The sequence below is a fragment of the Rossellomorea sp. ABR4_004 genome, assembly GCF_056159585.1.
The window spans coordinates 121,294-143,536 of the sequence record NZ_JBSWVM010000006.1 but is presented as its reverse complement, the minus strand read 5'-3'; the positions used below and the strand labels follow the sequence as shown (position 1 = coordinate 143,536).

Sequence of the window (22,243 nt, the reverse complement as noted above, 5' to 3'; positions counted from 1 at the left end):
TTCCCCTCATATTTACGATTTTGTTTCTGCGAAGCGGTGTGCAGAAGTTCTTCTTTCCTGCTGAACAGGGAATACTGCAAGGTGTGCTTTCCAAAGATGATTATTCAACGGCCGCCGGCTTGAATCAAATGGTGATGAGCTTGTTTATGTTACTTGGAAATGCTGTGGCCATCTTTGTATATTGGACGACCGGGATCTTTGGTGCAATTGCAGTCGATTTTGTTACATTCGTAATTTCTGCCATCTTAATCAGGAAATGTATCATTCCTGAGGACGTTCGTCTTCCAAACGGAAAGCATACGTTGAAAGACTTGAACATTCAGTCTGTGACAAAAGATTTTAAAGCCGGAATGAACTATATCCTGAATCACAAGCTGCTATTATCCTTGATTGGAGGGTTTGTCGTATTTGGGGTTGTGAATGGCGGATTCTCGGTCATTCCCATTTTTATATTGAAATATAAATTGGCTCCAGAATCTTATGAAGAATATTCGATTTTATTAGGTGTCGCCTTCGGTGCCGGTGTATTGATTGGCAGTATCCTCTCTTCAATTCTTGCTCAGAAATTCAAGTTTCATGTGTTGATCGTTGCAGGGTTGGTTATTTCCGGAACGTTTATCATCGCGGCATCTTTTGCCCCTGCGACCTGGATCTTCCTCACGATCATCTTCTTCGCTGCACTGGGCTTACCACTTGTGAATATTGCAATCGGGGGATGGATGCCAAGTATCATTGATCCGAAAATGATGGGAAGAGTGCAAGGGTGGATCAATCCTCTTATGATGCTGTCACAATCCATTACCCTGGGAGTGATCGCTTTGACATTTCCGACTGTAGTAACCGTTGAAATGCTCTACTGGCTCGTTGGAGGATGTCTCATCATAGTAGGTATCTTCTACACCATCATTCTTCCTAAATATGTAAAAGAGGAAAGTGAAGCTCAGCCTGCTGCTCTGAATGGCTAAGTGAAATCCCTCCATGGATTGGAAAGAACAATTCATGGAGGGATATTTTCATTTTGAAAAAACTATAATGATTTTATGAACGATTTTTCTTCTTGTGCGTCTTATGAAAGAACTCGCCGGCTGGGGCGAAAAGAAAGGACAGTAAAGGATGGAAGAGAGAGATCTGATCAAACGGGCGAAAAAAGGGAATCACGAAGCCTTTGCTATCCTTTTTCAAGAACATTATCCTTTTCTAGTAAAGTACTTAATGAAAGTGACAATGAATCGGGATCAGGCAGAGGAGCTTGCACAGGACACAATGGCAAAATGTGTAGAGAAGATTCATCAATACAACGGGAAATCAAAATTCTCATCATGGCTGATATCCATCGGAACCAATCGTTATATCGATCTTCAGCGTAAAAAGAAAAGGGAACAGAATTGGCAGAATGAAGAAGAGAGTGTTAGAAAATTAAAATGGGAGATGGAGTCAAGGAATGAAGAATGGAATGATGTGCTGGCAGCCTTATCCACATTATCCGAAGATATCAGGCTCCCTATCATTCTGAAACATTACTACGGTTATTCCTATGAAGAGATTGGTCAAATGACAGAAGTGCCATCTGGGACAGTGAAATCACGGGTTCATCATGGGATCATGCGTCTGAGGAAGGAGTTGAAAATAGATGAACAATCATCAGGAACAGAACGATGAATTAAAGAAATTACTGGAGCACGGATTCCAGTCGATTGATGAAGAAATAAACGAAAGCACCCCGTCCCTGCAGTGGTTTGAGCAATTAGTAGAGGATCGGCAAGTGGAGCTTAAAGCCAGATTTAAACGAGATCTATTCATCTTTCTTCTTTTGGCCTGTTGTATCTTGACTGGGTTATCCCTTACGTTATTTCAAATGCCCATTCTATTTCTTCTCCTTCAAGTTGCCATCTTTGTGGGAGCCTCGATTTTTACTGGCATAACCTATACGAAAAAGGTGAAAAGGATATGACAAAAGAAGAACTCTATATCTTACCCCTTGTCATTCCGATCCTTCTGACTCAAAGTATTTACCTGTTTATCGATGCCCGGAAGAACGGACATAACTATTGGTTTTGGGGAATCTGGGGATTGATTCAATGCCCATTTCCACTTATCTTTTATTTCATATTTGCAAAGAAGATTTGGAAAAAATCCAAGACAGGGGAGAGGGAATCATGATAATTGTGACTACCGATTTTGTACCAGGTAAGGAAGTAAAGGAATTAAAAGGATTTGTGAGGGGAAGTACCGTACAAGCCAAGCATATTGGTAAAGACATCATTGCCGGTCTTAAAACCATTATTGGTGGAGAAATAAGCGAGTACAGTGAGTTGATGGAGGAAGCAAGAAAACAAGCGATTGATCGTATGATGGAAGAAGCTTCTCAAAAAGGTGCAAATGCGGTCATTGCCGTTCGCTTAGAAACCTCGGCCGTCATGCAAAACGCTTCTGAAATTATTGCTTACGGAACGGCTGTCGTCGTGGAATAATTCTGTTGTGTCGTTCACTTATATTGTGAGAAACAAATAGTAGATAGAAAATTATCAATAAAAATAATATTGACACAATTATTGCTGTGTAGTATGGTTATTAATGGAATAAAAAAAGAATGAATGGAGGGTTTGTGATAATGAAAGTGTATACAGTTCATGGAGTACCAGCAGTGTGCAGTACCAATTTCATATCATCACATAACCAGTAACTCTTAATCATTCTGAAATATGAATATTAATGGCACAGGTTATGCATATAATCTGTGCTTTTCTATGTCCAAAAATAAAGACGGACGTTTTTAAGGCGCAACAGATTGCTGGGTATTCGATGGAATCCCTATCAAATCTAGTGAGAAAAGCCTTAGGCGTCGGTCTTTTTTTGTTTAGGTGTACCCAAGGACCATCCTTGATCACATATAAGAACCCAATTTCAGAAGGAGGAAATGATTATGTCAATCATTCAAATGAAGAAGATGATGTCTGCTGTGGAGACAGAAGGCGGATAGTGAAGAAAGTCAACAAGAGGAGGTAATGTGGAATGTTTGGTATTTTTAAGAAATTATCGTGGTTTTTTATTGAAAATTGGAAGAGATATACGGTGGCGATCGTTCTATTGACGATTGTCGGGATCCTTGATGTGATTCCCCCAAAGCTTGTAGGGAATGCCATTGATGACATTCACCTGGGTGCGATGACGTGGGAGGTCGTAGGGGAATATCTGTGGCTGATCGCTGGAATCGCACTCATTTCATACGCCATGACGTATGTGTGGATGTATCAATTATTTGGCGGAGCGTTTCTCGTTGAACGTAAGCTTCGCGGTAAATTTATGGGACATTTATTAAAGATGACTCCGACTTTTTTTGAAAAGAATCGTACGGGAGATTTAATGGCGAGGGCAACGAATGATCTGAAGGCCATCTCGGTTACAGCCGGTTTCGGGGTATTGACACTGATCGATTCCAGTGTCTTTATGTTAACGATCCTTTTTACAATGGGATTTCTTATCAGCTGGAAACTGACGATCGCAGCAATATTGCCGCTTCCGATCATGGCTATGTTGATGAAGGTGTACGGTGCGAGAATTCATAAGCGATTCACCGAAGCCCAGGATTCATTCGGTGACTTGAATGATAAAGTGCTTGAGTCGATTGCAGGGGTCCGTGTCATTCGTGCGTATGTACAGGAAAGAGCGGATGAGAAGCGTTTCGCTGATATGACTGAAGACGTCTATAACAAGAATATTGGTGTGGCAAAGATTGACTCCCTCTTTGAACCAACAATCAAAGTCCTTGTCGGGTTGAGCTACTTAATTGGACTTGGTTATGGAGCATATCTTGTGTTTCATCAATCGATCACATTGGGAGAGCTTGTTTCCTTTAACGTGTACCTCGGGATGCTGATTTGGCCGATGTTTGCCATCGGGGAGTTGATCAATATCATGCAGCGCGGGAATGCATCCCTTGACCGGGTTCAAGAGACCCTTGATTACGTGCAGGACGTCCAGGATTCTGAGAATCCTCAACGGATAGATTCTCCTGATCAAATCGGATTTAAGGATGTGGATTTTCAATATCCGTCTTCACAGGTGTTGAATCTGTCCAATATCAATCTAAATATCCATCGGGGAGGCACTCTTGGAATCGTCGGGAAGACAGGAAGCGGAAAAACGACCTTTATCAAGCAGCTCCTCCGTGAATACCCTGCCGGAAAAGGGGATTTATCCATAGGAGGGGTGCCAATCAGTGAATTGACTATCCAGCAAGTTAGGGATTGGATCGGTTACGTGCCCCAGGATCATGTCCTTTTCTCAAGGACCGTTAGAGAAAACATTCTGTTCGGCAGACATAATGCGACTGAGCAAGACCTGGAACAAGCCATTGAACTGGCTGATTTCAAAAAAGACCTTGAGATGCTTCCTGACGGATTGACTACTCTGGTAGGAGAAAAGGGTGTGGCTCTTTCTGGTGGCCAGAAGCAGCGGATTTCGATTGCCCGGGCACTGATCAAAAATCCGGAAATCTTGATTCTGGATGACTCGCTGTCGGCTGTTGATGCGAAAACAGAAGCGAAGATCATTGAAAATATACGAAGAGAACGTGAAGGGAAAACAACGATTATTACGACTCATCGACTCTCCGCAGTTCAGCATGCAGACTGGATTATCGTATTTGAAGATGGGAAAGTGGTAGAAGAAGGGGTACATGAACGACTCCTTGAAAACGGTGGTTGGTATAAAGAACAATTCGACCACCAACAAGTTGAAGATTCCTCACGCGAGGAGGTGAGCGCATGAACGTCGGTAGAAGACTGACCGAATATGCCCTTATGTATAAAAAAATCATCATTGCTGCTCTCTTGATGCTTAGTGTGTCAGTAGCAGCTGAACTTGCAGGTCCTTTTATTGCGAAGAAACTGATCGATGATCATATTCTTGGAATTGAATCGACCTGGTATGAAACGGTAGAGGGAAAAGAAGCTGTATCCTATAAGGGGAAATGGTATAAACGTGATCAATATTTTTCAGAAGGGGAGACGAGAAAAGATGATATCCGTATCTTACAGGTCGGGAGAGCGTTTTATTTCGTTCCTTCCACCGTCTCCTTCGACGGAGAAAGGACTGTCAAGTCAGGTGAAATGACGATAACAAAAGGGGATGAGTCGGCAACTTATCCCGCCGAGAAGTTGACCGGAGATGAGCTGCTGCGTTTTTATAATCCTGAAATCCCGAAGATCATTCAATTGATTGCCTTTTATTTTGGGCTGCTTGTAGTCGCTGCCTTTTTCCAATACGGTCAGCGCTTCTATTTACAGAAAGCAGCAAACCGGGTCATTCAGAAAATGCGTAATGATGTGTTCCAGCATATCCAGAAACTGCCGATCCGCTATTTTGATAATTTGCCGGCAGGAAAGGTCGTAGCAAGGATCACAAACGACACCGAAGCGATCCGGGATCTGTATGTAACAGTCTTATCAACTTTCTTCTCCAGTACAATTTACATTATTGGAATATACATCGCACTCTTTATACTTGATGCAAAATTAGCAGCCATTTGCTTGATCCTGATTCCGATCCTGGTTGTATGGACGTACCTGTATCGTATCTATGCGTCTAAATACAACCATGTCATCAGGTCCAAAGTGAGTGATATCAATGCCATGATCAATGAGTCGATCCAGGGCATGAACATCATTCAGGCTTTCAGCAGAGAAAAGAAAACGAACGAAGAATTCGAAGAGTTGAACGAAACACATTTCAAGTATCAAAATAAGCTCTTGAGCTTGAATTCGATGACATCCCACAACTTGGTCGGGGTACTGAGAAACATCACCTTTGTAGCATTCATATGGTACTTCGGGGGCGCATCAATGGGAGTGGGATCCGTTGTCACTTTGGGAGTGCTATATGCCTTCGTTGATTACATCAACCGGTTGTTCCAGCCTGTGACAGGAATCGTCAATCAGCTGGCAAACCTTGAGCAGGCACTGGTGGCAGGGGAGCGGGTTTTTCGACTGTTAGAAGAAACCGGAACATCGGTTGAAGATGAGAAAATGAGCAGATATGACGGAAATGTCAGCTTTGAACATGTATTCTTTGGGTACAAGGAAAATGAATATGTTCTGAAGGACATCACGTTTACAGCAAATAAAGGCGAAACCGTAGCCCTGGTCGGGCACACGGGTTCAGGTAAGAGCTCGATCATGAATCTATTATTCCGTTTTTACGACAGTAATGAAGGGAAGATCCTGATTGATGGAAAAGACATTGTAGATATTCCCTATCAAACGATTCGGGAGCATATGGGAATTGTCTTGCAGGATCCTTACTTGTTTACGGGAACGATTGCATCCAATGTCAGTCTTGATGATCCAAGGATTTCAAGGGAAAAGGTGGAGGCTGCACTTAAAGCCGTAGGTGCTGAAAAGGTGTTTAAGAACCTTGAGAATGGCTATGATGAACCGGTGATCGAGAAGGGGAGCACCCTTTCTTCAGGGCAGCGTCAACTGATTTCCTTTGCAAGGGCACTGGCCTTTAATCCAGCAATCCTGATTTTGGATGAAGCGACTTCGAGCATTGACACAGAGACGGAAGCAGTCATTCAGGAAGCGATGGAAGTCTTGAAAAAAGGAAGAACCACCTTCATCATCGCTCATCGACTTTCTACGATCAAGAACGCCGATCAAATACTTGTTTTAGATCGGGGAGAAATCGTAGAGAGGGGCAATCATGATGATTTGATGAAGCGGAAGGGGCGCTATTATCAAATGTATCAGCTTCAACAAGGATCGAAAGGTGAATTGGCAGGTTAGGAAGGAGGAGTATCTGACTATTTTAGTTGGGTGCTCTTTCGGTTTCTTGAAAACGTTCTAAAGAGAGCCAAAAGGCTTGAACGATAGCCCCATTCAGTACCAAGGTAAAATGAAAAATACAATATTCTGCTAAGAAAACAGGACTTTTGTGGGATTTTGTCGTTTTAAATCGAAATTCTATCTTTATCAATGTATAATTTAATTGATAAAAAAGTTTCATAAAGGGAGGATCCTATGATGGGATGGGCAATTGCCATTTTATTTGGGACAGCAGTCGTGCTGCTCATTTTATCGTTTATTAAAACGACACAAACCAACTCACAGCTTGAGCAACAAATAGAGCATGTTTCCATTTCAGTATTGAATGAAGTACATGAACTGGAGAAGCAGTTAAGGAATATTCAATTAGATGCTGAAATCACAGCACAACAGTCAGGGGCTGCGCCCGCGGAATCGGAAGAACGGTTTATGCTGCGTGAGATGCTTGACTTACATAAAAGAGGGTATTCCATTGAAAGCATTGCATCCAAAAACCAGCTCACACCGAATGAGGTAGAGCATATGCTTGCTCCTTACATGACAAGGAAAAGTGAAAGGAGCTTAGTAGCACAATGAGAGTGACGCCTAATTCATTGCGCAGTTTTGCTGCAGGTCTCTTAATCGCAACGACGTTAGTCGGTGCCGTTTATATGTTTGGTCCCTCAGAAGCCAAGAGCACTGAGAAAGTCGAAACCGTTAAAACGGAGAAGCTTACAGAAGAAGAAATGGTGAAACAGCTGACTTCAAACGGCTTTGTCATACATACAGAAGCAGAGTGGAACAAGCAGCTTTCAGCTATGACCGAGAAACAGGATGAGAAAGCGGAAGATAAGAAAGAGGAAAAAACGGATGATAAGGTCGTTTACAAGACCATATTGACTGTTTCTACAGGTATGACCAGTATTGATGTCGGAAATGCCCTGGAAAACGCAAACATCATCAAAAGCGGCCTCGACTTCTACAAAGAAGTCGAGAAGCGAGGTCTTGAAAATGATTTGCGTCCGGGTACTTTCGAGGTCGAGAGCGGAATGACAACAGACGAAATCATTTCGACTATATTTAAATAATGGGTAGTAGGGACAGGGGACTGTCCCTACTTTTTTTGGTCAGGTTGGGACATGCTACCTGCGTCCAAACACTCAGTAACAAATCCCTACGCGAGATTTTATATATCGGTCATCCTCCAGCTGTTGATAAATAAAATCCCCCGTGTCAAACATGGAAATGCTTTTTCCTTCTTCAGGAAGGACATCACCCTCTGTTCTGTATTCCCCAAGCCGCTCTCCATCAGGTAAATAGGTAGGACAAACCATCGTCCAATCCATTTCTGACGCTTTTAAGATTAAATAGGCTCTTAAATGGTCCTCAGCAGCAGTCGTGCTTCTACGTTTTGATTCATCTGACTGGAATCGATACAGACTGGACTCCTTGCGTGCTTGAAGGATCCCTGCTGTACCACAGGTAATGATTCGTTTTACACCATGATGCCTCATTGCTTTTAAGAGGATGGGCATGCTCCTTGAGAGTACGTCATTCTTATCCGTATTCAAGCAACTGATCACCGCATCGCAGCCCTCAATGGTTTTCATTACATCCTGTTCATTCAATACATCACCAGCAATATCCATGCCAGAGGCTTGTCTATCCACTTTTTTTCGAACCAAACAATTCACTTCATGTGTAGAGTTTGCTTGTTGAAAAACAACAGAACCGACACGCCCCGTACTTCCAAATAAAGCGATTTTCATCATTGTGACCTCCTGTTTCCCAATAGAAATAGTTTACCGCAAAATCGTTATTCTTTACATGATTGAGCGTATCAAAATGCATACTAATAAGTGTGAAGAATGATAAAGTCTCGAATTGAAAACTTTTGTATTGACTTATTCCTTGTATCGTTTTATGATGACATTCGTAATAGTTTTAAATCCGATAAGAATAGTGGGGGTTTTACAATGAAAAAATGGAAATTATCCATCATCATGCTAATTGCTTTATCCATGGTATTAGCAGCGTGTGGTCAATCTAATGATAAAGAAGAATCCAGTGGTGATTCTAAAGAAGGTTCTGACACATCACTTTACGATCAAGTGATGGAAGAAGGTGAATTACTGGTTGGAACGGAAGGTACATATCCTCCTTTCACATTCCACGACGAATCAGGGGAACTGACTGGATTTGACGTAGAGATTGCCCGTGAAGTAGCAAAGCGCCTTGGTGTTGAAGCTAAATTCCAAGAGACTCAATGGGATGCCATGTTTGAAGGTTTGAATTCTAAGCGTTTTGACGTCATTGCGAACCAAGTGGGAATTCGTGAAGATCGCCAGGAGAAATATGATTTCTCAATTCCATATATTGAATCAAGTGCAGTAGTGGTTGTATCGAAAGACAATAAGGATGTAACATCATTTGAAGATATCAAGGGATTGACTTCTGCTCAATCTCTGACAAGTAACTACCGCGACATCGCTGAAAAAAATGGTGCAGAAATCCAGGGTGTAGAGGGACTATCACAATCCATACAACTCCTTGAACAAGGCAGAGTGGACGTGACTGTGAACGATAAAATCTCTATTCTGGATTATTTAAAGAAACAGCCGAATGCCAATGTCAAAATTGCGGCTGAAGCTGAAGATGCCGGTCAAAGTGGTCTCATGTTCCGTAAAGGTAACGACAAGTTAGTGGAAGAAGTAAACAAAGCGTTAGAGGAAATGAAGGAAGACGGTACGTACAAAGAGATTTCTGAGAAATGGTTCGGAGAAGATGTATCTCCTAAGTAGTATCTACCAGGATCCTGAAGCGATGATTGATATTTTACAAAGCTCCCTGCTTCCAATGCTAGAGGGAGCTTTGTACTATTCTATCCCTCTGACGCTGATTTCTTTCGCTTTAGGAATGATTCTGGCCGTCCTTACAGCCCTTGCCCGATTGTCCAATGTATCGATTCTAAGAGGAATTGCACGATTCTATGTATCTGCCATCAGGGGAACACCTTTACTCGTTCAATTGTTCATTATTTTCTACGGTTTACCGACACTTGGAATAAAGTTTGATCCGTTCCCGTCTGCCATCATTGCTTTCTCATTAAATAAAGGTGCCTACTCCTCTGAAATCGTCCGTGCAGCGATTCAATCGATTCCTAAAGGCCAATGGGAAGCGGGCTATTCAATTGGTATGACGTATTCGCAGGCTCTAAAGAGAATCATCCTGCCCCAGGCAACAAGGGTATCCATCCCACCGTTATCGAACTCATTCATTAGTTTGGTGAAGGATACCTCTCTTGCTTCATTAATTCTCGTAACGGAAATGTTCAGAAAAGCACAGGAAATCGCTGCAACAAACTATGAGTTCCTTCTCATGTACATGGAAGCTGCCTTACTTTACTGGATTATTTGCTTTATTCTATCCATCATTCAAGGGCGGATCGAGACAAGACTGGACCGATATATTGCCAAGTAATATTAAAGGAGATTGAATATGATTTCCATCAAAGGATTAACTAAACGATTTGATCAATTAGAAGTACTAAAAGGAATGAATGTAGAAGTCAATAAAGGAGAGGTGATCGTCCTGATTGGCCCATCGGGTTCAGGAAAGACAACCTTCCTCCGCTGTTTAAATGCACTGGAATTGCCGAATGACGGAACGGTTTCAATTGGCGGGACTTCCGTTGATTTTAATAAAAAGGTTTCCAAGCAAGAGCTTATTAAACTTAGAAGGAAAACAGGCATGGTGTTCCAAAACTATAATCTGTTTCCCCACATGACCGCACTGGAGAACGTAATGGAAGGACCAACTATCGTCCAAAAACGGAGCAAGTCCGAAACAAAGGAAAAAGCCATCAGACTTCTTGAAAAAGTAGGACTCGGTGAAAAAGTGGACTACTATCCGTTCCAGCTCTCAGGAGGACAGCAGCAACGGGTAGGGATCGCAAGAGCATTAGCGATCGAGCCGGAAGTGATGCTCTTCGATGAACCAACCTCAGCACTCGATCCTGAATTGGTTGGGGAGGTTCTAAAGGTAATGAAGGACCTAGCTGAAGAAGGCATGACCATGGTTGTGGTATCTCATGAAATGAGATTTGCCAAAGAAGCAGCCGATAAAGTCATCTTCATGGATGGTGGATATATCGTCGAAGAAGGCTCTCCTCAAGAAGTGTTTCAACACCCTAAGAATGAGCGTACGAAACAATTCCTGAACTTAATACAATAAAGGATAAAAGATGAATGAGACTCATGCTCATTCATCTTTTTTTAGGTTTAGAGTCATAATAGTATGTCAGTCTAATAAACTTTTCAGAAAAAGGTTAGATTAACTGGATTAGTGGAAATATGGTAATAGAAGAGTCATTTAAGGGAGGAACCAGAATGGAATATCGTATAGAACGTGACACAATCGGAGAAATGAAGGTACCCAAGGAAAAATATTGGGGAGCACAGACTCAGCGAAGTAAAGAAAACTTCCAAATCGGTACAGAGAAAATGCCCATTGAGGTTACATATGCCTTCGCACAGTTAAAGAAAGCCGCCGCAGTCGTCAATCATTCACTTGGAAAGCTATCAGATGCCAAGAAGACAGCGATTGGACAGGCATGTGATGAAATCCTGGAAGGGAAGTGGGATGCCCATTTTCCCCTTGTAGTATGGCAAACAGGAAGCGGTACACAATCCAATATGAACATAAATGAAGTCGTTTCCTTTCGTGCCAATGAAATTCTCAAAGATAAAGGATCGGATGAAAAAGTCCATCCGAATGATGATGTGAACATGTCCCAAAGCTCAAATGATACATTCCCTACAGCCATGCACATCGCGGCGTATCAAGAAATTGAATCAAAGCTGTTTCCTGTCATTCAGGAATTTACTGCGACATTAAGAGAGAAAGAAGACCATTTCAGTGATATTATTAAAATTGGACGTACACATCTTCAAGATGCAACACCATTGACGCTCGGTCAGGAAATCAGCGGATGGCGCGCCATGATGGAAAAATCCTATAGTATGCTGAGAGAAAGCGTTCATCAATTAGTCAATCTGGCTATCGGTGGGACGGCTGTCGGTACGGGGATTAACGCCGATCCGGAATTTGGGGACAAAGTGGCAAGACAATTAGAAGCTCAGACTGGCATCAAGTTTGCCTCATCTGATAACAAATTTCATGCCTTAACGTCCCACGATGAAATCGTGTACGTACACGGAGCTGTAAAAGCACTGGCAGCAGATCTGATGAAAATAGCCAACGATGTAAGGTGGTTAGCGAGCGGTCCCCGTAGTGGGATTGGTGAGATAACGATCCCTGCCAATGAACCAGGGAGTTCGATCATGCCTGGTAAAGTGAATCCGACCCAGAGTGAAGCAGTGACGATGGTGGTGACACAAGTATTTGGAAACGACGCGGCCATCGGATTTGCCGCCAGCCAAGGAAACTTTGAACTTAATGTGTTTAAACCGGTCATCATCTATAACATGCTGCAATCTGTACGCCTGCTTACAGATGGAATAAAGTCCTTTAACGATAGATGTGTAAAAGGACTTGAAGCGAATGTAGAGGTAATCGAAGACTTTGTTCAAAGGTCCCTTATGCTCGTAACGGCATTAAATCCTCATATAGGGTATGAAAAAGCGGCTGAAATTGCCAAGAAAGCCCACAACAATGGCTCTACATTAAAAGAAGCAGCCATCGAATCAGGATACCTGACAGCAGAGGAGTATGATCAGTGGATCGATCCGGCAAGTATGGTTCATAATAAATAACATGAAGAGCTGGCTCCTAATGGGGTCAGTTCTTTTAAAGTGGAAAGACAGCCAAAATGAAAACCCCCGGCCAAGGACCGGGGGCTTTATCCATTCATATGAAATTGCTGATTATTTTTGGTACCCGCCACCGATTTGTTGTTCAGCCATTTGAACTAGGCGTTTTGTAATTTCTCCACCTACAGAACCGTTAGCACGAGCTGTTGCATCTGGTCCTAATTGTACGCCAAATTCAGAAGCGATTTCGTACTTCATTTGGTCGATTGCTTGTTGAGCTCCTGGAGCTACTAGTTGGTTAGATGAATTGCTGCGAGATTGTTGCTGTTGCATAATCTGTCATCTCCTTAAAATGTATAAGTTTTTTTGGTTGGGTTAGCTGGATTTGCACCAGCCCGCTATTCCATGAGCGACCATTCTAATAATGGCGTAACCCATCGAGTGGTGGGAGAGAAGGCTTGTTCCTGCCTTGTTAATAGGTATTATGGTTCGTTTCAGAATTTATATTCAATGTAGTGACAGGGAATTTATTCCTGATAAATCCCTAAAAGTTTTCTACATAATTCATTGTGATTGTAAAAAGGATAACACTATACAATGAATTAGATTGAAAGTATGGTGACACAGCATGAAAGCTTGCGCATTATGTAACGGGATCGTTGAATACAGGGGACTTTGCCCAAAGTGCGGAGACTCTACAACCGATCAGGGAAGATATTATGATTTTTACGATGAGTACAGTGCGTATATGGATATACAGCATGTACAGTTAGCCGATGGCATACCAAATAGCAGCTGCTCTGATACTTGCCTGCATCTTTTTACATGTATTCGATGTGGGGAAGAAGAGGGGAAAAGCATAGATTTGACAGAGTTTTAAAAGGGGTCAAAAAAGCCGCACTCGTGAATGAGTGCGGCTTTAAGCATTTATTTTATCGAATTCTTGACTCGGATTCTGAATCAAAGAAATGAGCTTTGTTCATATCAAAGGCAAGTTCAATTGTTTGGCCGGCAGCGATATCGGTACGAGAGTCAACGCGGGCTACAAACTCTTGTCCTTCTAATTGGGAGTAAAGCATTGTTTCAGCACCTGTTAATTCAGATACTTCAATTTTTGCTGTGATTTTCGCTCCTTGTGCAGTATCTAAGAATAGTGGCTCATCATGAATATCCTCAGGACGCACTCCCAGAACGATGCTCTTACCTACATGACCTTGTTCGCGAAGCACTTTCATTTTCCCTTCCGGTACAGAAACTTTGGTATTTCCAATTACGAATTTACCATCTTCAAGGGAACCATGGAAGAAGTTCATAGCAGGTGATCCAATGAATCCACCTACGAATACATTTTCAGGCTTATCGTATACTTCTTTGGGAGATCCAACTTGTTGGATGACTCCATCCTTCATCACAACAATACGTGTTGCCATTGTCATTGCTTCTGTCTGGTCATGTGTTACGTAAATCGTTGTCGTTTGTAAACGTTGGTGAAGCTTGGCGATCTCTGCACGCATTTGTACACGAAGCTTAGCATCAAGATTGGATAAAGGCTCATCCATTAAGAACACTTTCGCATCACGAACGATGGCACGGCCGAGTGCTACACGCTGACGCTGACCACCTGATAATGCTTTCGGTTTACGATCTAGCAGTGCTTCGAGACCAAGGATCTTAGCCGCTTCTTGAACACGGCGGTCAATTTCTTGTTTATCGAACTTACGAAGTTTAAGACCAAAGGCCATATTATCATATACGCTCATGTGTGGGTATAGGGCATAGTTCTGGAAAACCATGGCGATGTCACGGTCTTTTGGTGCCACATCGTTTACGCGCTTTCCATCGATAGAGAAATCCCCTTTGGAAATTTCTTCAAGTCCGGCGATCATACGCAGAGTCGTTGACTTCCCGCAACCTGAAGGTCCTACAAATACGATAAACTCTTTATCTTGAATATGAAGATTAAAGTCATTTACTGCCGTAACCTTACCATCATAAATTTTGTGGATTTTTTCTAATTTTAATTCAGCCATTTTACCTTCTCCTCCTTGAAATGCAATCGTTTTCATCTATAGTCCTATTGTAGAGAAAGCGTATTCAAAACGATATGGTCAAGTTGCACAAAGTTCCTCATCCCTTTTTATGCATGTTGTCAGATTGAAAGTTCAAGCATGCGAAATAGGCTAAAATTCCACCTTGAAACGTTTTAATATCAATATTGGTTTTTTCCATGAACTTATCAATTCGATACTGTACACTATTCCGATGCATAAATAGGTTCTTGGCAGTCTGACTGATATTTGATTGATGTTCGAGAAAAGCCTTAACAGTGTGAATCAATTCAGGATCCTCCTGAAAGGTGTCAGCCACCTTTGCGAAAATATGTTTCTTCCATTCCAGCGGTAAATGATGGAGGGCAAATTCAGGCAGAACTGTCACCACGGATTGAATAAATGCCTGCTTCTGCACCGTTCTGGAGAATGAAAACAATTCCCGCTCATATTTAAAGGTGAGAGGGAATTGTGGAACCTCATGGAATTGTCCTATGAAATAAGAAAGACTGACAAAAAAGTCCGATTCAATCACATGGGAAATCGAGAGTAATTGCTCTTCATCCAAATTCCATTCACCTTTCTCTTCAATGAGCAACCCCATACGATCATCTTGCAATACAAGAATCGTGTTGAGGGGTAATAGATGTTGAAACGCCTCTTTTAATTGAAGCTGGTCCAAACTCTCCTTCAGCGAGAATTGGATGATACGGAATTCGCCGGCTATATATGAAGGCATTGGTCCATTTTTATATAAATAGGTGAACCATTCGATTGAGTGGGGAGAATCGTTGATCGATCCGGATGGATTTATTATCTCTTTGAACAAGCAGTGCAATAACTCCATTTCCTCTTGAGTTATCTCACTTCTATCAATGCCTATGTATTCATCTTCAGCTTCATTTGTAAACCAAATCTTAGTTGCTTCAAGATTGGTTGGATAATGGTGTTGGATTATGGCAGCAGGAAATTTTTTACGTAAAGATGTAAACATGTCATCCCTCTTTGTTCATTATTATAGTGAAAAAGGTTATAATGTCTATTGTACTGAAATAGTTGGATTAATCAAAGTGTGTACCATTGCAAAAAATAGCTAATTTTAATACTATTGAAGAATGAATAAATCATTATGGGGTGTCCTAAAATGGAATATACTAAAGAAGTTACCAATCGAATGAAACGTCTTGAAGGTCAAGTGCGCGGCGTGTTGAAAATGATGGAAGAGGAAAAACACTGTAAGGATGTTGTGACTCAATTATCTGCCGTACGTACTGCCGTGGATCGTACATTAGGGCTCATCGTTGCGAAGAACCTGGAAGCCTGCATACGTGAATCGGAAGAAGAGGGCATCAATGCAGAAGATGCTATTCAAGAAGCCGTCAATATGCTTGTCAGAAGCCGATAAATACTAAAAGCTGCCGAAGGATCATGATCCTTTTTGGCAGCTTTTTTGTTTTATCCGATTCTATTTCGGCGGTTCTTCATGATCCGTGATTTCGATTGCTTCTTCGATGTTGGTTGTGTTTTCCCTCATATGGACGGACCCCCCGGACATGCCTTCGTTGATAAAACGGTCCACATCGAGAAATGCTTTTTCTTTTCCTTCGTAATTGGTATCTGGAAGGAATTGATCATCTTTTTTCATGCTCATCAGCCTCCTTACTTTAGTTTTGGAAAGGAAGCTGAAGTTATGCATGAAGGCTCATTAATTTCTCATTTTGAGGTGAATTATGTACGTTCCATCAATCATAAACGTGGAATAGCATTAGTTCATGAAGCTGCTTCTTAAGGGTGTCTTCCTTATCAGCCGGTGGAGTGGCTCCGGTCCATTCAATTTTACCGTCTTTATGGTAATTTCCTTGATATTTTGTCCCGCTGAAGTAAAAGGAAAACGTCCAGCCAGGGAGCTGTTTATTTTCGAACATGCTTTTATATTGAAAATGTTGAATCATTTTTCATCACCTCCACTATTATTGTAAACGTTTTAATACTTGCTGTGTAGGTGTGGGTTTTAAATGTATCATAAATGGAATTCTCCTCTAATAGAATTTACTGAAGAGATAGAGGGGGGACGAAGAATGAATTCGTTTATTCGTGACTTGCAAAAGGCGATCAGTGATGAATGGACAGCCTATTATTTCTATAAAGAATTAAAAGGGCGGACGAATAATCCATTGTATGTAGAGTTTATCGAACATGCCCTGAAGGATGAAAAGGTGCATTATGAAATGTTCCAATACCTCCATTATTTATTAACGGGAGAGTATTACGAGCATAAGAAAGAGAAGGTAGGGTTTACTACTTTTAAAGAAGGAGTCCTGCTTGCACTGAAGGATGAGCTTGAGGCTGCAGAATTCTACAGGGACATGCTGCTGGAGATTCCGAATCAACAAGCCTATAAGCCCCTTTTTATTGCCATGACTGATGAAATGGAACATGCTACAAGATTTTCTACGATTTATAATTCATTACGGTAAGAATGACAAAGGTTGAACCACCTGGATTCAACCTTCGCTATTTTTAGCACTGAGTGTGAGGAATGTGCGGACAAGCTGTTTTCGACGTTTGTTTTCAATTTCTTCTTCATCAAAGCTCATGGGCTTTGAATTGATTTCGAATAATACGAATCCCCCATTTTCCCGGGGAGCTAAGTCGATGGAGAATTCTCCGACATAGCCAAAGGATTTAGCGAGCTCTTCCCCACATGTTTGAACGATCCGTGAGATTTCCTTTTTCGTGTGAGCGTCTGCGATTTCTTTAAGTGAAATAACCTTCCCACCTGTAGGTACATGAGTGGTGACTTCCTGTCGTTGTGACATGCGGACACCAATGCCTATTAAACGAAAATCTTCTCCGGTGTGAAGGACTAATATTCGGAAATCATAACGATGATCATGCAATGTATTACAGGCAACGGCTTCCTGAATGATCCATTGGTTACTAGTAAACCATTCGCTGTATGATTGAAACAGGCGGGATACGTTTAAGAACCTCTCCATTTTTTTAATACTTTTACAGAGAATACGTCCATTGTCATCGATTTCGATGAGCCTTATTCCTTTTCCTTGAGAAGAGAGAGTGTGTTTCACATATATTTTTTTATGTGACGTAAGAAAGTTGGTAAAGGACTCTTCATTTGTAACAAGTTCAGTTTGTGGCAGGTAAGGATCGAGTTCAGGATTTTTGGACAGAAGCTCGTATATTTTCCATTTGTTAAAGAAATGAGGGTTGAAGAAAGGGATTTTATGTTCCTTAATAAAATGGAGAAGCTTCTCATAGGCCTGATTTTGCTCAGCATGCCTCGAGGGAACGCGATTGTATATGACGTTTGGTACAGGAAATAGGCATTTCACCCATTTGTTTAATGGCTGATTGTACATGATCCCGGAAATGGAATCACCGAAAACATCTTGAGGAGAGAAGACAAAACAGATTCCACCTGCCTGTTCAACGTCCAGTTGAATCGATCGAAACAATTCAAAATTCCCCTTGTATTTATTCCTTTCCTCCTTACTTGCTACGATTCCGATCAGGGGGATCGCCGGAATATTCTTATGAAACGAGATGGTGAATTGATAGCAATCTTTTGAATCCTTAGTACAAAGCAGAAATGAATTCTTCGCAAACCCATAAGTCGTTATAGATTCTTCTACATGAAAAAAGGTTTTCTTTTCCCGATCATAAAGGATTTTCATGGAAGCATTTCCTCAGGATGATTCAAGCTTTGCTGAGTGAGAAAGATCCCGAATGATAAGGCAAGTTTTCTTGTTAATAAGTCAAAGCTCTTCAAATGCGGGTGGGAAAAAATAGACCTTCCCGGTTTTGAGTTTGCTTCGAACATCCAAATTCGATGATTTTCGTCCACTCCGAAATCAAAACCGATTTCCCCGATATATCCCTCCAGATTTCGTTCGATGGCATGTGATAGTGATAGCGCTGCGTTCTTTAGTGCACCTTCAATAATATCTCGGACTGCTTCATCTGGAAACAACTCCGATAAAATCTTCACTTCTCCACCGTTATTTGCATGGGTGGTCACACTTCCCGATCCTGCCACTTTCCCGGCCAATGCACTTACTTGCCAAGCCCCATCCTCACCTTTATTCGTATGAACCCTGAAGTCAATCGGCCGGTTATTTTCTTGCAACAGGGAAATCCCCTGCTGGACGATGAAAGTGTCAAGATTTCGATTCTTAAAGACCGTATTGACAAGTTGCTCCAAAGACTTAAATTTCAATAAGCGATTTTTACGTTCATCATCCCTGAACCGACAATAATATTCTTCAGAAGTGCGGTTAAACGTAATCTTGTGGATGCCGTTCCCGAGACTGCCGTTCTTCGGTTTAAGATAAATATGATGATAGGAGGAAAGCATTCTCTCGATCTCATCAAATGATTGAAATGAATGTGTTTCCGGCAGAAGATGCTGGACGGAAGAATCGTTTTCCAGTCGTTCAAACAAATCAAGCTTATTAAAAAAACCTGGATTGTACCAAGGAATACCGTATTCCCTCTGTAGTCTTTCTTTGATGTTCTGGTACGTTTTCCGCTTTTCGCTGCGGCGGTTCGGCAGCCTGTCATAAATAACATTTGGAAAAGGAATCTCTTCGATTTCCCAACCTTCTCCAAAGTGAAAATATCCCTTTACGAGTCCATTCTCCCAATTAATATGACGCTCTCCAAACACAAAGGGAATGACTCCTAGGGATGATTGAACAGATAAGAGCTTTTTGAAGAAATAGGAACGTTCACCAATCGGGCTTAAGCTAAAGCTCGTGAATCCAGAGGTGAAAATGCCAATGAGCACCCCAGCGTATAAACAATCCTCTTTACAAAAGAGAGAAAGGGACTTTACTTTAGAAGGAAGATGTAACTTCCCGGCTAAACCAGAGCTAATGCCAATCACGTTACGACCATTCGGATGACGCTTACATTCAGCGGCTTGCCGTGCAGTTCCAAGGATTACTGTATGAGGAAAAGTTTTTTCCTCCAGCTTGAAACCAGAGGGGAGGTAGAGAAGGCTTTCTTCATCTTGGAATTGTTCAATTTTATACGATTTAAGCACTAGAAATCACCTCGTCTTAAGGATGTTAGTGATTGGGATGCCAAGAACTCACAATAATCTAATGGAGCTTTATATAAGGAAGGCAGTTTCTCATGTCCCAATGTATCTACTACCTTATGTCCCGGCTTTGAGTTCATATCGAGAATCCATAGGGATTGATCCTCACCAATAATAATATCAACCCCAATTTCAAACAAAGCTGAAAAATGTTCTTCTAGTAGTAAAGGCATTTCTTCCATGATGTCCGTGAGTTCTTCTTCAATATAGTCCCAAGAAGAATCGTGAAGTGTCATCCAATCACTATATGATTTATATGAAGCTCCTCGACTGATATTGGTCAGAATTGCCTGCTGTTCCCCTACACGGATGGCCCGCTGAAATTCTCTCCATTCTCCATTAGCGTTTTTATTCAAAAGAATGCGCAAATCAAAAGGTGCATTCTCTTTCGTCAGATTGAGAATCCGCTTTTGACAAATGAACGTATGTTGCTGGAGGATTCGGTTAACCCACTTGATAAAGATCTCTTCCCTTTGGAAGGATTGTTCTCTGATTCCTTCCTTTTTCGTTGTTCGAACGACTATCCCCCTCTGGCTTTCAACAAGATGATAAATGGCAAATCCATGAGCCCCATCGACTGGTTTGATTATTATATCTTTATGTTCAGTAAGTAGATTTAATAAATGATTTCCATCGGTTACAAGATACGTATCGGGAATGTATGGGGAGAGTGGAGTCTTTTTAAGTTTTTTGTAAAGATGCCATTTGTTTGGTAATCCATAGCCGAGAAATCGAATGTGTCTCTGGTTCTTTAACCACTGAACGACGGCCTTTGCCTGTTGGGATTGTATATCCTTTTGATAATACGTACGGTCGTAGATATATTCCGGAATTTCAAAGGCTTCATTTTCCCATGATTGTGATTCTTTATTGAAATAAAATCCATCCACCGTTTCGTTCAAAGGAGAGATTCCTTTCGGGGAGAACAGATAAAGATCAATAGGATAAGAGACGGATTGTTTCGCTATTCCAAGAAAGTAGCTGTTCGTTACTTGCGGTGTAAGGGTCATAATGCCCAATGATTGGTTCATCGTTTTAATCCTCCTTGTTCATCCATTTTGTAAAACTATATTCATAGAGTGCTTTAACCGAAGGACGAATTCGATCGTTTTCCAAGTATGTTCGTTTAGAGGGTTTGGAATTGACTTCAATGAGCCAGGGCTTTCCGCTTTCATCGATGCCGACATCAATGCCAAGCTCGGCGAAATGCCCTTCAACCGTGTCAGAAAAGAGTCGGGCAGAAGACGTACATAACACCTTCATATCATTTAGAATCCCAACACTTCTCTGGAGTGAAAAAAGAGATTGAAGGATGGGAAGAGGTTTTGCGATTCGTCCTCCTTGATCGACATTCGCCACGAATTGATTCTGAGAAGCGATCCGGGCAACAGAAGAAACGATTTCCCAGTTTCCCTTTCCATTCAAGTGACAAAGAAATCGAAAATCTAATGGCTGATCTTCCACTGTAAGAAAAGGAATGGTTTCCTGAACCAAATAAGAAGAAGGGTTGCACCAGGATCGAATTTGCCTATAGAGTGCAGAGTAGGTTGAGAAGGAAAGTGGACTCTGTGATGTGAAAGAATTTTGGTGCATAATAAAATCATTCTCTCTTTTTTGGATACGCATGATGTAACGGCCCCTGCTACCGTTTACCCCCTTAACGAAAACATCCTTATATAAGGAAAGCATTTCCTCCAATGAATCGAATCCCTGCACGGTTTTGGGCAGGTGATGGGCGAGTGACGGGCTATCTTTGAGCGCATTGTAAACCTCGTCTTTCGATAGAAACCCAGAATTGAAAACGAGAATGTTCCGTTCTTCAGATTGAGTGAGGGCTTTTTCAAAGGATGGAGTTTTTTCTACCTTTCTTGAATGACATCGATTGTAAATGATGTGAGGAGCAGGAAGTGTTTTAAGCTCCCAGTCTTGATCAAGAAATACAACCCCTTCAGAGAGGTCTCCAACAAAAGAAGAGAGGGAAATAAGATAAAAGAATCCACCTTTTCGTTGAAACCAGCTCTGACACTCTGTAAAATATTCTTTTAAAGAGTGTGAATGTAATGTATTCAAAGAAAATTGGTTGATTAGTAGGGCCACAACCGGTCCCATATGGATGATGCTATGCCTTGAATCGATGGATATCCATATGTTTTCCAGATTCGGTATGGAAGAGAATAATGAATCGCTTGTTTCTAACATAATCTGTAAAGAATCAGTTGGATCTTCCCTGCATGTTACGTTAAGAGAAGAGTTTCCACATTTCAGCATCATGTTCCGTTCAAAAGGATATCGATTCATCATCTGCTTCGGTATATACAAGTGATGATGATCATGATGATGTTTATGCGAACTAAATGAACATTTTATCTTCATCAGGCATTCCCCGTTTGCATAACCCTTAAGAATGATTCTATAATGATTTATTGGGCTAATGTTGATATAGCATTCTATGTGAACCAAGGCAAAATGTTCAAACAAGAGAGGTAGAAAAGGAAGGTG

General features: G+C 41.5%; 26 protein-coding genes. 16 read left to right on the top strand and 10 right to left on the bottom strand.

Going from position 1 to position 22,243, the window contains the following annotated elements; all coding sequences use genetic code 11:
* The 9 genes from ACXAF2_RS22205 to ACXAF2_RS22165 all read left to right on the top strand — a co-directional run.
* Positions 1–965 (top strand): MFS transporter (locus ACXAF2_RS22205; protein WP_475141876.1); only part of this gene is annotated, 965 nt, incomplete at its 5' end.
* Positions 966–1,113: 148 nt separating this feature from the next.
* A complete protein-coding gene (gene sigY / locus ACXAF2_RS22200) occupies positions 1,114–1,659 on the top strand; it encodes an RNA polymerase sigma factor SigY (RefSeq protein ID WP_475141874.1) in 546 nt (181 codons plus the stop codon).
* Positions 1,631–1,951: a YxlC family protein gene (locus tag ACXAF2_RS22195; protein WP_475141873.1), complete on the top strand. Its 321-nt coding sequence runs from the start codon at positions 1,631–1,633 to the stop codon at positions 1,949–1,951. The genes sigY and ACXAF2_RS22195 overlap by 29 nt, the downstream gene beginning before the upstream one ends.
* Positions 1,948–2,160, top strand: a complete 213-nt coding sequence (locus tag ACXAF2_RS22190; protein WP_475141872.1) for a sigmaY antisigma factor component — start codon at positions 1,948–1,950, stop codon at positions 2,158–2,160. Before ACXAF2_RS22195 ends, ACXAF2_RS22190 begins: the two co-directional genes overlap by 4 nt.
* Complete coding sequence (locus tag ACXAF2_RS22185) at positions 2,157–2,471, top strand: YbjQ family protein (RefSeq protein ID WP_299739910.1); 315 nt, start codon at positions 2,157–2,159, stop codon at positions 2,469–2,471. Before ACXAF2_RS22190 ends, ACXAF2_RS22185 begins: the two co-directional genes overlap by 4 nt.
* Positions 2,472–3,012: 541 nt before the next feature.
* Positions 3,013–4,770, top strand: a complete 1,758-nt coding sequence (locus tag ACXAF2_RS22180) for an ABC transporter ATP-binding protein (protein WP_475141870.1) — start codon at positions 3,013–3,015, stop codon at positions 4,768–4,770.
* Entirely contained in the window at positions 4,767–6,785 is a 2,019-nt protein-coding gene (locus tag ACXAF2_RS22175; RefSeq protein WP_475141868.1) for an ABC transporter ATP-binding protein, read from the top strand. The genes ACXAF2_RS22180 and ACXAF2_RS22175 overlap by 4 nt, the downstream gene beginning before the upstream one ends.
* A 237-nt stretch (positions 6,786–7,022) precedes the next feature.
* The gene (locus ACXAF2_RS22170) at positions 7,023–7,400 is read left to right on the top strand and encodes a hypothetical protein (RefSeq protein ID WP_475141867.1); all 378 of its coding nucleotides are present in this window, start codon (positions 7,023–7,025) and stop codon (positions 7,398–7,400) included.
* The gene (locus tag ACXAF2_RS22165; RefSeq protein ID WP_475141866.1) at positions 7,397–7,891 is read left to right on the top strand and encodes a hypothetical protein; all 495 of its coding nucleotides are present in this window, start codon (positions 7,397–7,399) and stop codon (positions 7,889–7,891) included. The genes ACXAF2_RS22170 and ACXAF2_RS22165 overlap by 4 nt, the downstream gene beginning before the upstream one ends.
* 72 nt (positions 7,892–7,963) lie before the next feature.
* Here ACXAF2_RS22165 and ACXAF2_RS22160 read toward each other — a convergent pair whose 3' ends face one another.
* Positions 7,964–8,572 (bottom strand): NAD(P)-dependent oxidoreductase, encoded by a 609-nt coding sequence (locus ACXAF2_RS22160; protein WP_475141864.1) that lies wholly within the window; start codon positions 8,570–8,572, stop codon positions 7,964–7,966.
* A gap of 207 nt (positions 8,573–8,779) precedes the next feature.
* Between ACXAF2_RS22160 and ACXAF2_RS22155 the strand changes: the two genes are divergently transcribed.
* From ACXAF2_RS22155 to fumC, 4 genes are all read left to right on the top strand, one after another.
* Complete coding sequence (locus tag ACXAF2_RS22155; protein WP_475141863.1) at positions 8,780–9,604, top strand: amino acid ABC transporter substrate-binding protein; 825 nt, start codon at positions 8,780–8,782, stop codon at positions 9,602–9,604.
* Positions 9,588–10,283, top strand: coding sequence for an amino acid ABC transporter permease (locus ACXAF2_RS22150; RefSeq protein WP_113971234.1), 696 nt, complete (start codon positions 9,588–9,590; stop codon positions 10,281–10,283). The genes ACXAF2_RS22155 and ACXAF2_RS22150 overlap by 17 nt, the downstream gene beginning before the upstream one ends.
* A gap of 18 nt (positions 10,284–10,301) precedes the next feature.
* The gene (locus ACXAF2_RS22145) at positions 10,302–11,036 is read left to right on the top strand and encodes an amino acid ABC transporter ATP-binding protein (RefSeq protein ID WP_475141861.1); all 735 of its coding nucleotides are present in this window, start codon (positions 10,302–10,304) and stop codon (positions 11,034–11,036) included.
* Positions 11,037–11,191: 155 nt separating this feature from the next.
* Positions 11,192–12,577 (top strand): class II fumarate hydratase, encoded by a 1,386-nt coding sequence (gene fumC, locus ACXAF2_RS22140; RefSeq protein ID WP_475141859.1) that lies wholly within the window; start codon positions 11,192–11,194, stop codon positions 12,575–12,577.
* Positions 12,578–12,688: 111 nt separating this feature from the next.
* Here the strand turns inward: fumC and ACXAF2_RS22135 are convergent, their stop codons facing one another.
* Positions 12,689–12,907, bottom strand: a complete 219-nt coding sequence (locus tag ACXAF2_RS22135) for an alpha/beta-type small acid-soluble spore protein (protein ID WP_034763234.1) — start codon at positions 12,905–12,907, stop codon at positions 12,689–12,691.
* 295 nt (positions 12,908–13,202) lie between these two features.
* Here ACXAF2_RS22135 and ACXAF2_RS22130 point away from each other — a divergent pair, with 295 nt between their 5' ends.
* Positions 13,203–13,454: a hypothetical protein gene (locus tag ACXAF2_RS22130; RefSeq protein WP_148968322.1), complete on the top strand. Its 252-nt coding sequence runs from the start codon at positions 13,203–13,205 to the stop codon at positions 13,452–13,454.
* A 52-nt stretch (positions 13,455–13,506) separates the two neighbouring features.
* Here the strand turns inward: ACXAF2_RS22130 and ACXAF2_RS22125 are convergent, their stop codons facing one another.
* Positions 13,507–14,604, bottom strand: coding sequence for an ABC transporter ATP-binding protein (locus tag ACXAF2_RS22125; protein WP_427600090.1), 1,098 nt, complete (start codon positions 14,602–14,604; stop codon positions 13,507–13,509).
* Positions 14,605–14,701: 97 nt separating this feature from the next.
* On the bottom strand, positions 14,702–15,616 hold the full coding sequence (locus tag ACXAF2_RS22120) for a PucR family transcriptional regulator (protein ID WP_475141858.1): 915 nt from the start codon (positions 15,614–15,616) through the stop codon (positions 14,702–14,704).
* Positions 15,617–15,766: 150 nt separating this feature from the next.
* Between ACXAF2_RS22120 and ACXAF2_RS22115 the strand changes: the two genes are divergently transcribed.
* Positions 15,767–16,027 carry a metal-sensitive transcriptional regulator gene (locus tag ACXAF2_RS22115; RefSeq protein ID WP_148968325.1) on the top strand — a complete coding sequence of 87 codons (261 nt, stop codon included), beginning with the start codon at positions 15,767–15,769 and terminating at the stop codon, positions 16,025–16,027.
* A 60-nt stretch (positions 16,028–16,087) separates the two neighbouring features.
* On the opposite strand, the gene ACXAF2_RS22110 is transcribed toward ACXAF2_RS22115, so the two are convergent.
* Positions 16,088–16,267, bottom strand: coding sequence for a hypothetical protein (locus ACXAF2_RS22110; RefSeq protein ID WP_475141856.1), 180 nt, complete (start codon positions 16,265–16,267; stop codon positions 16,088–16,090).
* Between the two features lie 97 nt (positions 16,268–16,364).
* Positions 16,365–16,574, bottom strand: coding sequence for a YheE family protein (locus ACXAF2_RS22105; protein WP_324747716.1), 210 nt, complete (start codon positions 16,572–16,574; stop codon positions 16,365–16,367).
* A 126-nt stretch (positions 16,575–16,700) separates the two neighbouring features.
* Here ACXAF2_RS22105 and ACXAF2_RS22100 point away from each other — a divergent pair, with 126 nt between their 5' ends.
* Complete coding sequence (locus ACXAF2_RS22100) at positions 16,701–17,099, top strand: ferritin-like domain-containing protein (RefSeq protein WP_475141855.1); 399 nt, start codon at positions 16,701–16,703, stop codon at positions 17,097–17,099.
* Positions 17,100–17,126: 27 nt separating this feature from the next.
* On the opposite strand, the gene ACXAF2_RS22095 is transcribed toward ACXAF2_RS22100, so the two are convergent.
* Genes ACXAF2_RS22095 through ACXAF2_RS22080 form a run of 4 tightly spaced genes read right to left on the bottom strand, consistent with a single transcriptional unit; the run spans position 17,127 to position 22,117 of the window.
* Positions 17,127–18,317 carry a YheC/YheD family endospore coat-associated protein gene (locus ACXAF2_RS22095; RefSeq protein ID WP_475141853.1) on the bottom strand — a complete coding sequence of 397 codons (1,191 nt, stop codon included), beginning with the start codon at positions 18,315–18,317 and terminating at the stop codon, positions 17,127–17,129.
* The gene (locus tag ACXAF2_RS22090) at positions 18,314–19,687 is read right to left on the bottom strand and encodes a YheC/YheD family endospore coat-associated protein (RefSeq protein ID WP_475141852.1); all 1,374 of its coding nucleotides are present in this window, start codon (positions 19,685–19,687) and stop codon (positions 18,314–18,316) included. Before ACXAF2_RS22090 ends, ACXAF2_RS22095 begins: the two co-directional genes overlap by 4 nt.
* Positions 19,687–20,775 carry a YheC/YheD family endospore coat-associated protein gene (locus ACXAF2_RS22085; protein ID WP_475141850.1) on the bottom strand — a complete coding sequence of 363 codons (1,089 nt, stop codon included), beginning with the start codon at positions 20,773–20,775 and terminating at the stop codon, positions 19,687–19,689. The genes ACXAF2_RS22090 and ACXAF2_RS22085 overlap by 1 nt, the downstream gene beginning before the upstream one ends.
* A gap of 4 nt (positions 20,776–20,779) precedes the next feature.
* Positions 20,780–22,117: a YheC/YheD family endospore coat-associated protein gene (locus tag ACXAF2_RS22080; RefSeq protein ID WP_475141849.1), complete on the bottom strand. Its 1,338-nt coding sequence runs from the start codon at positions 22,115–22,117 to the stop codon at positions 20,780–20,782.
* Positions 22,118–22,243 lie beyond the last annotated feature (126 nt).